The organism is Huintestinicola sp., assembly GCF_050874005.1.
Taxonomy (GTDB): Bacteria; Bacillota; Clostridia; order Oscillospirales; family Ruminococcaceae; genus Huintestinicola.
On the sequence record NZ_JBNMJV010000018.1, the window covers coordinates 1 to 12047 of the forward strand.

General features: G+C 47.1%; 7 protein-coding genes. All 7 read left to right on the top strand.

The window, feature by feature from the left end; genetic code table 11:
* The first annotated feature begins 190 nt into the window (after nucleotides 1-190).
* On the top strand, nucleotides 191-2119 hold the full coding sequence (locus ACR0QN_RS07655) for an EAL domain-containing protein (protein WP_432650612.1): 1929 nt from the start codon (nucleotides 191-193) through the stop codon (nucleotides 2117-2119).
* Entirely contained in the window at nucleotides 2119-3876 is a 1758-nt protein-coding gene (locus ACR0QN_RS07660; protein WP_432650613.1) for a bifunctional homocysteine S-methyltransferase/methylenetetrahydrofolate reductase, read from the top strand. Before ACR0QN_RS07655 ends, ACR0QN_RS07660 begins: the two co-directional genes overlap by 1 nt.
* A 179-nt stretch (nucleotides 3877-4055) precedes the next feature.
* Nucleotides 4056-6872: an ATP-binding protein gene (locus ACR0QN_RS07665; protein WP_432650614.1), complete on the top strand. Its 2817-nt coding sequence runs from the start codon at nucleotides 4056-4058 to the stop codon at nucleotides 6870-6872.
* 3 nt (nucleotides 6873-6875) lie between these two features.
* Nucleotides 6876-7754, top strand: coding sequence for a DegV family protein (locus ACR0QN_RS07670; protein WP_432650615.1), 879 nt, complete (start codon nucleotides 6876-6878; stop codon nucleotides 7752-7754).
* Complete coding sequence (locus ACR0QN_RS07675; protein WP_432650616.1) at nucleotides 7751-9133, top strand: GGDEF domain-containing response regulator; 1383 nt, start codon at nucleotides 7751-7753, stop codon at nucleotides 9131-9133. The genes ACR0QN_RS07670 and ACR0QN_RS07675 overlap by 4 nt, the downstream gene beginning before the upstream one ends.
* Nucleotides 9134-9274: 141 nt before the next feature.
* On the top strand, nucleotides 9275-11326 hold the full coding sequence (gene recJ, locus ACR0QN_RS07680) for a single-stranded-DNA-specific exonuclease RecJ (protein ID WP_432650617.1): 2052 nt from the start codon (nucleotides 9275-9277) through the stop codon (nucleotides 11324-11326).
* Between the two features lie 34 nt (nucleotides 11327-11360).
* Nucleotides 11361-11822: a hypothetical protein gene (locus tag ACR0QN_RS07685; RefSeq protein ID WP_432650618.1), complete on the top strand. Its 462-nt coding sequence runs from the start codon at nucleotides 11361-11363 to the stop codon at nucleotides 11820-11822.
* Nucleotides 11823-12047: the final 225 nt, after the last annotated feature.

Below are 12047 nucleotides of genomic sequence, written 5' to 3' on the forward strand. Positions count from 1 at the left end.
ACTGCGCCCTTTTGAGGAAAAAGGGCAATAATAGAGGGGATTTTGTGGTCAAATAGAGGCTGTTTCGGCTTTTGACACGGAAAATTTTCCTCATATAATTCCGCTTGTTTAAATACCAGGGTTTTTAGAGGTTACCATAATAAAATGATTTTTAATGGCAGTTTTCGGACTGCACGAAAGGGAGATTGAAATGGAACTGACTTTCGGGGCAAGTATTCGCTTACAGATAGCTGCGCTGTGCTTTATCATTATCGTTATCATCGACTTTATCAAGTCAAAGCGCATAAAGCTTCTTACCACAAATCTTTTCAGCGTTATGCTGGGTATGTCTGCGATCTATATGCTGGTAGACATTTCTACCATAATCACCATTACTAATTTTACAGATTCAATTGTCAATGTTATCGTCCATAAGCTGTTTTTTATTATGACGCTGACCATTGTGTTCCTGATGTCGGCTTATGTCGAATTTACGGGAAATGCAAGGAGCAAAAGCGTAAATACCGCTCTAACCGTTGTATGGGTGCTGCCCTATATCCTGTGCGTTATCGGCATTCTTATCGCTGACCTGTATTATCTGTGCGATGACAAGGGCGTTTATTCCTACGGTCCTTCGGTCAGAGTGCTGTTTGTCGGTCTGGCAATATATATTATAGTTACCTTTATCGAGACATTCAGATACAAGTCTGCTATGTCGGAAAAGAAACGGTTTGCTCTTAGAATGCAGCTGATCATATGGGCGATAGTGGGTATCATACAGTTTACAAATCCTTATATGCTGCTGTCGAGCCTTGCAATATCTCTCAGCATCACCGCTCTCTATTTCTCCTTTGAAAATCCCAATGAAAATCTGGACGAGAACACGGGAGCGTTCAATGCACGTGCCTTTTCTCAGGTGTTTTTCGAGAACACAAACTGCTTAGGCGCAAATCCGGTAAGAGTCGCTGCTCTTGTTATCGACGATGAGAATATCGTGGTGGGCAGTATCGGATATTACCGCTTTGAGAGCCTTATGGCTATGGTTGCGGACGATGTGAGATATATGTTTATGAAGCCCGTTTACCGCATTAAGAGCAATGTTTTTGCGGTCATCGTTCCCGAGAGCGAAGCCGATTTTTCCGACAGGCTCATAAAGCTTGAAAGAAAGCTTTCCTTCCCTTACAGGCTCGAGGACGCTTCCATTCAGCTGAAAACCCACGTTGTGACGATGAACTGCCCTGAGATAACAAGCGAGCCTGCGGACATTGCAGAGCTTGTTTCCTGCGGCTCCGAATACGGCGGCACGGGCTTTGTGAGAGAGGTGAACAGCGACATCGTTGACCGCAAAAAGCGCAGCGAGATACTCAGCCGTATGATGATCGACGCCATTGCTAACGACGGCTTCGAGGTGGTCTATCAGCCCATTTACTCAACGGTCAAAAAGGCGTTTGTCTCCTCCGAGGCGCTGGTAAGGCTCAGGGACAAGGAGACTCTCGGCTTTGTTTCTCCCGAGGAATTTATCCCTCTGGCGGAGAAAAACGGCTACATAATAAAGATAGGCGAGATAGTTTTTGAAAAGGTGTGCAAAACCATAAGGACTATGCGGGATATGGGGCTGACCCTCGACTACATCGAGGTGAACCTTTCCGCTCTTCAGAGCATTGATGAGGCTGTGCCGGGAGGCTTTTCCGAGATAATGAAAAAGTACGGCATTTCTCCCAAGTCCATAAATCTTGAGATAACAGAGACTACCGCTGTTGAGTCCGCTTCGATGCTTGAAAAGAATATGAAGCGTTTCAGGGCTATGGGCTGCAGCTTCTCTATGGACGATTTCGGAACGGGTTATTCCAATCTTTCAAAGATGTCAGAGGTGAATTACGACCTTGTGAAGTTCGACAAGAGCCTTATATGGCCCAGCTTCGGGGAAAACAAGAAGGAAAAGTCGGAGATAATCCTTACAAATACCGTGAATATGGTAAGCTCTCTCGGCGCTCACATCGTTGCGGAGGGCGTTGAGACCGAGGAAATGGCACAGGGTCTTGCGGATATGGGTGTGCATTATTTACAGGGTTATTACTACTCCCGTCCCATTTCCGAGGAAGAGTATATTGAATTTATCAGAGAAAAGCAGGCAGGTTAATGGATATCAGAGAACATCTTAAAGAACGTATACTTATTGCAGACGGCGCTTTCGGCACGTATTACGCTGAAAAATTCCGCACGGAGGAAAGCCCCGAGCTTGCAAATACCCTTCACCCCGAGCGTGTAAGGGCTGTGCACGGGGAATACATTGCCGCAGGAGCGGAGTTTATCCGCACAAACACCTTTGCTTCCAATACTATGGCGCTTGATATGCCGAGGGAAAGGGTTTTGGAAAATATTTCCGCTGCTGCCGATATTGCTCTTGAGTGTGCGGGAGACAGGATATTTGTGGCAGGAGACATCGGAGAGGTGAGGGGCGTTTCTGCCGATGCTGCCGCTGAGGAATATGTTATGGCGGCGGATATCTTCATCAAAAAGGGAATTTACATCATAAACTTTGAGTCCTTTTCGGACACGGCTTCTCTGCCGCCTGCAATGGAGAAAATAAGGAGCAGATACGGCTCGGAAGTGTTTATTATGGCTTCATTCTGCGTTGACAGATACGGCAGCAGTCCTTCGGGGCGCAGCGCAGGACGGCTGATGTGGGAAGCGGCGGGGCTTGCGGACTGTGTGGGGCTTAACTGCGGCGTTGGACCTGTGCATATGAGAGGGGTGCTTAAAAACCTGTCTCTCCCCGAAAATGTGTTTATCTCGGCGCTGCCGAATTCGGGATATCCCGTAATGTCACGAAATCAGATATCCTTCGGGAATGCAGCAGAGTATTTCGGGGACAAGATGGGCGAGCTTGCTGAGACGGGTGTGAATATAGTGGGCGGCTGCTGCGGAACAGAGCCTTCATACATCGGAAAGACCGCAGAAAAGCTGGGGGGAGCACGTCCTGCAAAGAGAGCTGCTCCCTTGGAAAAGGACGGCTTGAAAAAGGCAGTTCATTCGGGATTTATTTACGGTGCGGACGGAAATATCCGCAAGGATAAGCTTATTGCCGCAGAACTTGTTCCTCCTCTTGACGGAGACGATGAGAAGTTTATGGAGTCGGCTCATTTCCTTAAAAAAGCGGGAGCAGATGTGCTTACATTCCCCGACTCGCCCTCGGGACGTACAAGGGCGGACTCGGTCCTTATGGCGGCAAAGGTCAGACGGGAAACGGGTATGGAGGTAATGCCCCACATCTGCTGCCGTGACAAGAACGCTCTTGCTATCCGTTCGGCGCTTATGGGCGCTCACATTAACGATATCGGCAATGCGCTGATGATAACGGGTGACCCTGTGCCTGCTTCCGCAAGGCAGTCGGTGAAATCCGTATTCAATTTTGACTCGGTGGGACTGCTGAAGATCGCTGCGGAGCTTAATCTCGAAATGTTTGCCGATCGTCCCATATGCTGCGGCGGCGCTGTAAATCAGAACCGCAGGAACATTGACAACGAAATTCTCAGAGTGAAAAAGAAAATGGCAGCGGGAGCTGAGTTCTTTATGTCCCAGCCTGTTTTTACGTCTGAGGACGCAGAAAGGCTCAGACACATAAAAAACGAAACGGGTGCCTTTATCCTGTGCGGCATTATGCCCCTTGTGAGCCGCAGGAACGCTTTGTTTATGAAAAATGAGATATCGGGCGTGAACGTTACCGATGAGATAATCTCGAGATATCCCGAAAACGGCTCCAAAGAGGAGGGCGAGGCGGCAGGTATTGCTCTTGCAAAAGAGGTCATCCGTATGGTGGACGATTTTGTCGACGGATATTATTTCGCATTTCCGTTCAATCGTGTTCATATGCTGCCTGCGATCCTGGAAAAATAATTTATCGTGAATGGGCGGAAAAACGTTTTATGACGTATGATTGCTCAATATTTTCGGAATAATCTGCCGATTTTTGGTCATAAGGGAAAATTTTATTTTATTACGTGATTTTAAGTTGTGTTTAAGGAAAAATATGATATAATGTAAATTGAATTATATTGATTAAAGAGGCGAGCGTTATGCGGGATTTTTTATACGAACTGAAAAAGGACGCAGATGAGTCCGACAGCAGGACTCTCGGACTTATTACTGCTGCTATTGCTTTTATCGGAATGTTTATGTGTGTTGTGAACATATGCACACATTCCTGGGTGATGGTGGCTATCACAGGTGGACTGAGCCTGTGGTGCATTGTTGTTTTCCTTATTTTTAAAAGATCAGGCGAGCTGTTTGTGGTAAGTATAGGTACTCTTTCCGCTGTGGGCGTTATGATGATGTATTTCGTGGTGACGGGCGGAGTTGACGGCTTCAGTATTGTATGGCTCCTGCTTGTTCCCCCTATCGGGATATACTGCTTCAAAATTTTTTACGGCGGAGCATTCAGCATACTGCTGGGTATTCTTACTGCGATCTACCTGTGGACGCCCCTTCACGAGCTGGGCTATGATTATTCGGACACCTATCTTCTGAGATTTCCTATTGTATATTTCTTTGATACGGTCACAAGCATTTACATAAACTACAGGCTGTGGCTTTCCCGCAAAAAGCAGAGGGAGCTGCTGGAAATGTCCGAGCGTGCCAACAACACCAAAGGCGATTTCCTTGCAAATATGAGTCACGAGATAAGAACGCCGATGAATGCCATTGTGGGTATGTGCGAGCTTATCCTGAGAGAAAGCGACATCAGCCCTGCTGTGAGAGAATACTGCTTCAATATTCAGAATTCGGGCAGAAGTCTGCTTTCTATCATAAACGATATCCTTGACTTTTCAAAGATAGAATCGGGTAAAATGGAGCTTGTTCCCGATGAGTTCAACATTGCTTCTACCTTAAACGACGTTATCAATATGGCGGTCACAAGAAAAGAGGACAAGGACATTGAGCTTATCGTAAGAGCCGACCCCGATATCCCCATCGGGCTTGTGGGTGACGAGATACGGATAAGGCAGGTCATTATCAACCTTGTAACAAATGCGGTGAAATTTACCGAAAAGGGCTGCGTGGTGATCAAGGTAACACAGACAAAGCACGATTACGGCATAAATCTTTCCGTTTCCGTTTCGGACACGGGAATTGGAATTTCTCCGGAAAACCTTGAAAAGCTTTTCAACAGCTTCCAGCAGGTGGACACAAAGAAAAACCGTGCTGTGGAGGGAACGGGTCTGGGACTTGCGATCTCAAAGCGGCTCATCAAGAGTATGGGCGGATTTATAAACGTTTCCAGCGTTTACGGCTCGGGCTCGGAGTTCCGATTCGTTATTCCGCTCAAGGTCTCCGACAGCCGTCCCTTTATCTCCATTAAAGAGGCGGATAAGATACACGCTGCAGGCTATATTGATCTCAGCAAATTTGAGAATAAACGTGTGGCTCAGGAGTACAAGACGCTTATTGGTGAGCTTGGCGAGGGGCTTCGCACGGATATCGAGCTTCTTGACAGCGCAGATGACCTGAAAGCGGCTGTGGCTTCAAAGAAATATACTCACCTTTTTGCGGCAAAGGACGAATATCTGGCAAATGAGGACTTCTTCAAGGAGCAGTCAAGGGACAAAAAGGTGGTCGTTGTTCAGGACAGACAGGGTGCTATAGACATTCCTTCCCATATGCAGTGCATTTACAAGCCTTTTTATTCCCTTTCCGTGGCTTCGGTGCTCAATAACGAAAGCATTCTTACCAATCTGAACGAACGAAGGGATTCTTCTATCAGATTTGTGGCTCCCAAGGCAAGGATACTTGTGGTCGACGATAATATCATCAATCTCAAGGTGGCTGTGGGTCTTATGAGACCCTATCATATGCAGGTGCTTACCGCAGACAGCGGTCAGGCGGCTATCTCTATGCTCCGCTCAAAGGATTTCCACCTTGTGTTTATGGATCATATGATGCCCGAAATGGACGGCGTGGAGGCTACAAAGGCTATAAGGGCTATGGAGGGCGAGTATTACAAGAAGCTGCCGATCATTGCTCTTACAGCCAATGCGGTAAACGGCGCAAGGGATATGTTCATAAGCTCGGGCTTCAATGATTTTATGCCAAAGCCCATTGAGATGTCTTCTCTTGACAGAATGCTCAAGACCTGGCTGCCCAAGGAGCTTATCAAGGCTCCCTCGGGTGAAATGCGCTATCCGGGCGGTGACAGAAGAAAGCCACGCACACCGAACGCTCAGCCCGAAAAGAAGGAAGGTCTTATCAGCGAGGAGACCGGTATTTTCTACACGGGCGGCGACAGAGAGGCATATAATGATATCCTGGGCGTATATGTCCGCAAGAGTCCGGAAAAGCTTGAGCAGATAAGAAGCCTTTTTGAAAATAAGGACTGGAAAAATTATGTTATCGAGGTACACGCTCTGAAAAGCTCCTCTCTTACTATCGGCTCAAAGCAGCTCTCCGAGCTGGCAAAGGAGCTGGAGCTTGCAGGCAAGGGCGGAAATTACCGCCTTATCGAGGAGAAAAATGACGCACTGCTGGAGATGTATTCCAAGGTTGCGGCAGAGGGTGCGGAGCGGCTTGGAATTGAGCCGGATCCTAAGGATACGGCATCTTCTGAGAAAACAGCGTCACCTGCAGAAAGTGCTCTTGCTGAAAACGTTCCCGAGCTTCCCGCTATATCCTCGGAAAAGCTTTCGGAGATGATAAAGCGGATATATGCTGCCTGCGACTCCTTTGACGGCGACGAGATATCCGCCGCCTGCAAAGAGACTGCGGAATACAGCTTTAACGGCAAGTCTCTGAAGCCGCTGTTTGACCCCGTTTGCGCCGATGCTGAGGATTTTGAGTATGACAGCGCCCGTGAAAAAACTGAAAAGCTTGCCGCTGAGCTTGGCATAACGGAGGTGTGATCTATGGGCGATAAAAAAGTGGGTATCATAGCGGAGTGCGTCTGCGATCTCCCCAAAAGCATACTTTACGAATTTGACATTGACACGGTCTATTTTATAGTTGAGACCGACACCGGCGTTTTTACCGACACCGATGAGATAACGGCTGAAAATATTTTACAGTATATGACTGATGGCGGGGGAAAATCCCGTTCTTCCGCACCTCCTTCCGAGGTGTACGAGGCGGCTTTCAGAAAGAAGCTTTCAAAGTATGATGAGGTCATTCTCGTGTCCATAAGCTCGCAGATAAGCCGTTCCTTTGAGAATGCTCAGAAGGCTGTGACGGCTATGGGAGACGAGGGCAAAAGGGTACATATCTTCGACTCCCATCACCTTTCAACGGGACTGGGTCATATGGTAATAAAGGCGGCTCAGCTTGCCAAGGCAGGCTTTTCAGCCGACAAGATCATTGCCGAGCTTGAGGATATGAAGGAACAGGTCTCTACTACATTTATTACGGAAAATGCCGATTTTCTCTGCCGCAACGGGCTTATTTCAGATACTGTAAGGCGGATATGCTCTGCATTTTCCATACACCCCGTTCTTGAGATGAGAAACGGAAAAATTGTCCTTAAAGGTATTGAGATAGGCGACTACGCCGGTGCTGCTGCACGGTATGTCAGAAAAACTCTCAAAAACCCGAAAAAAATTGATACAAAAAGAGTGTTCATCACCTATGCAGGCTGCAGCGTAAAGACTGTTAATATGATAAAAAGGGAGATAGAGGGCTGCTGTGCCTTTGAAGAAATGTTCGTTACAAAGGCGTCTGCCACCATTTCAAGCAACTGCGGTCCCAACACCTTCGGCGTATTATTTGTAAAATCGAAAGGAGTCAGCTTATGAAGCATATTCTTATCGTTGACGATAATAAGACCAATCTTGCTTCCGCACGCTCGGTGCTCAGCGATACATACAAGATAACGGCGGTGACTATGGGAGCACAGGCTCTCAAATTCCTTGAAAACAACACCTGCGACCTTATCCTTCTTGATATAAATATGCCCGAGATGGACGGCTTCGAGGTAATGGCGAAAATTCGTGAAAACGAACGTTGTGCAGGTATCCCTATAATCTTCCTTACCGCTGACAGCGACGCTGCCACCGAGAGCCGCTGCCTTGAAGCGGGAGCACTTGACTTTATTGCCAAGCCTTTTGTGGCAATGGTAATGAAGTCCCGTATCAGCAGGATACTTGAGCTTGAGGATATGCGAAAAAAGCTTGCGGATAAGCTTGAGAAGAAGATCCGGGAAGTAAGCGACATCAAAAACCGCTCCCAGCAGGACGCTCTTACGGGACTGTGGAACAGGGCTTATACCGAGGACGCTGTAAACAAGCTCATAAATGAGGGCGCAAAGGGTGCGCTGTTTATGATAGATATGGATAATTTCAAGGCGATAAACGATAATTACGGTCACCTTGAGGGAGACAAGACCCTTAAAATGTTTGCGGACACTATGCGGAAATTTGCTTCCGACGGCGATGTTCTCTGCCGTATCGGCGGCGATGAGTTCGTTATGTTCGTTAACGGCAGGACTTCCAAGGCTGAGATAGGAAATCTTGCTTCGGACATTATTTCCGACCTTTGTTACAAGATAGAGCAGTGCAAATATGAGACGAATTCTTCCGTTTCCATCGGTATTTCCCAGACTCCCGAGGACGGTTCGGACTTCAACAAGCTTTACAATTCCGCTGACAAATCGCTGTATTATGTTAAGCAGAACGGCAAGAACTCTTTCCACTTTTTCAGCGAGCAGCGTGACGCTGAGAACAGCAGAGGCGGCAATCTGGTGGACCTTAAATATCTCCGTGAGGTTATGTCCCGTGCGGATTCGGGAAAGGGCGCTTATCAGCTTGACCTTGACAGCTTCCACCACGTTTACAACTTTATCCGCCGCTTTGTTGAGAGAAGCGGCAGAGATGTTCAGACTGTGCTTTTCACCGCAGTTTCCTCCGAGAATTCCGATGTGGGTGTTGAGGAGACGGAAATTGCTCTCGAGATGATGGAGCAGGCTATTTACACTTCTCTTCGCAGAGTGGACGTTTCCACAAGATACTCAAGCAAGCAGATAATCGTTATCCTTATGGACGCAAATCCCGAAAACGGCGCTCTTGTGGCTCAGAGGATAATCGACTGCTACAACAGGCTTTACACAGGCAAAAATGTAAGCTTTGAATACGGCATCGCTCAGATGGATAAGCTTGATCTGAAAGTAAGGAAATAATAATACGCTAAAAGCAGTCTGTATAGAATATATGGGCTGCTTTTATTATTCATATATAAAATAAATTGCAGCACTTGATTATTTCCGTCAGAAATGTTATAATATAGATTATTTAGATAAACAATAAAGAGGTATGAGCAGTTGATAAAAAAATGGTTGATAAAAACTCCCGATGAAAATGCGGTAAAGGAGCTGTCGGCAAAGGGCGGACTTACTTCCCTTGCCGCAAGAACGCTGGTATCGGCAGGCATTGACACGATGGATAAAGCGGTAAGCTTTTTCGGTCAGGGAGAGGAAAAGGATTTTGATATGGGATTTTCCGACCCTTTTCTTATCCGTGATATGGAAAAAGCCTGCGAGCTTATGAATGAAGCTGTTGACAGCGGCGAGCTTATCTGCGTTTACGGCGATTATGACTGCGACGGAGTGACTGCTACCGCCGTACTTGCAGGATATCTTACGGATATCGGCGGAAATGTCATCACATATATAAATGAGCGCTCAGAGGGCTACGGAATGAACCTTGAGGCTGTAAAAAAGCTTCACGAACAGGGCGTTTCATTTATCGTCACCGTTGATAACGGAATTTCAGCCTGTGACGAGGCTGCTTTGTGCAAAGAGCTGGGTATGACCCTTATCATAACAGACCACCACCAGCCCCGTGAAATACTTCCCGAAGCTGACGCTGTGGTTGACCCTCACCGTTCTGACTGCCCCTCATTCTACAAGGACTACTGCGGCTGCGGACTTGCACTCAAGCTTATTGCCGCTATGGAGGGCGGAGATATGGAGCGGGCAATTGAGCAGTATTCCGATCTTGCCGCCATTGCCACCGTTGCTGATGTGGTGCCTCTTACGGGGGAAAACAGGGAAATTGTCCGCTACGGTCTTCATTACCTTGAAAACACCGAAAACGAGGGACTGAGGGCACTTATTGAAAAATCGGGGCTTAAACCGCCTTACACCTCCACCTCGGCGGCTTTCACACTTGCACCGAGAATTAACGCTGCAGGACGTATTGGTTCTCCCTCGGACGCACTAAAGCTTCTTATGTCCGAAACTCCCGAGGAAGCGGAGGAATATGCGGAAAAGGTTTGTGCATTAAACACCGAAAGAAAAGAATTTGAAAATAAAATAATCGCAGATATTGCTGCTCAGATAAAGGCTGACAGCACTCTCCTTGACGGCAGGGTGCTTGTATTCAGAGGGAATGGCTGGCATCACGGCGTTATCGGCATTGCCGCCGCAAGGTGCGTTGAGAAATTCGGCAAGCCTGTTTTCCTTATGTCCGCTGACGAGGGGGAGACGGAGCTGAGAGGCTCTGCCCGTTCCATTGAGGGACTGAACGTTTTCAAGGCTTTAAGCTTTGCGGAGGATACGCTGACCAAATTCGGCGGACATTCGGGGGCAGGCGGATTTTCACTTGAAGCGGATAAATTCCCCTTATTTAAGCAGAAGCTGGAGGAATATGCAGGTGTGCAGGCGGCAGAGGGTATTCCCTGCGTGCCGAGTATACAGGTGAGCGGAGCAATATCCCCATCGGAGCTTACTGTGCAGGGTGTAAAGGGACTTACTGTTCTTGAGCCTTTCGGAGAGGAAAATCCCCGTCCCGTATTCCTTTTGCAGGGCTGCCGCATTGATGATATAATTTCCCTTTCAAACGGCGCACACACGAAGCTCAGCGTTTCGGCGGGAGGAACACAGCTTACGGGGCTTATGTTCGGTACAAAGACCGATGAATTTCCCCTGAAAAGGGGAGATGAGGCAAATCTTCTGGTATCTCCCGAAATAAACAGCTTTGGCGGCAAAGAGAGCGTTAGTCTCAGGATCACGGATATCCGCCGGAAGGGACTCAATCAGCAGAAGCTTATCGCCGCCGAGGAAACCTATTATATGTTCCGACGGGGAGAGAAGCTTGACAGCAGGCTTATCCCTCTGATGACACCCGAAAGAGCCGACCTTGCGGCGGTATACAAGGCGGCAGGCAGGCAGAGACTTTCACCTATGGGGCTGTACAGCCGCCTTGAAACGGAAATGAACTACTGCAAATTCCTTCTTTGTCTGGATATTTTTTCCGAGACGGGGCTTATGGAATTTGACCGCTGCGCCGAAAAGATACATATTATCCCCGGTGCGCCCAAGGCGAATACCGAGCTTGCGGCTACTATGCAGCGGCTGAAGGCTTTGCTGTGACGCTCAATATGCGAAAGAAAAGGGGTAATTTTCTGTGAGCAGAAAAAAGAAAATCGGCTTATGTATTATAATCGTGCTGTGCGCAGTTTTCTTCTTTCCCTTGTATGTTAAAAAACAATTCGTTCAGGGCATTGCCGTAAGCAGCAATGATAAGCTGGCTGTGGCTGTGGATAGCGTTATCAGCGGGGAAAGCGTTTATTTATATATCTATTCGGATGATAAATTACAGGGCATAAGAACCTTAACTTTCAGAGGCGGAATTGGAGAAATGACCACCGAAAACGATCTGATCTGCATTTATCATGAGAATTTAAAATTTATCTACGACTTTGACGGTGTACTTTTGCGGAAGGAAACAACTGAAATAGACCATCCTTTATGGCTGCATGAATTTAAAAGCGGCGCTCGGAAAAAAACGGCAGTACGAAATACATATATTTCCAAAACAAAGCAGGCTTTGAAAATGTTAAAAAGCATACCGCTGACGGAAAAATAAAAACCGTATTCGGCGGAAAGCTTTTATATCTGAATAAAATATTGATGAGCCTGGTTATATCTGCCATTGTGGTGCTGATGCTCTATTTACTCATATTTTACCCTATGGTCATGTTTGATCCTGTTCGAGCACAAGAATTTGACATAGATGTTGGAAGCTTTTTTCACAAGCTTTTTCAGAAAAAAGATAAATAGAAAAACTTATTTGAGTCAGGATATTGTTACA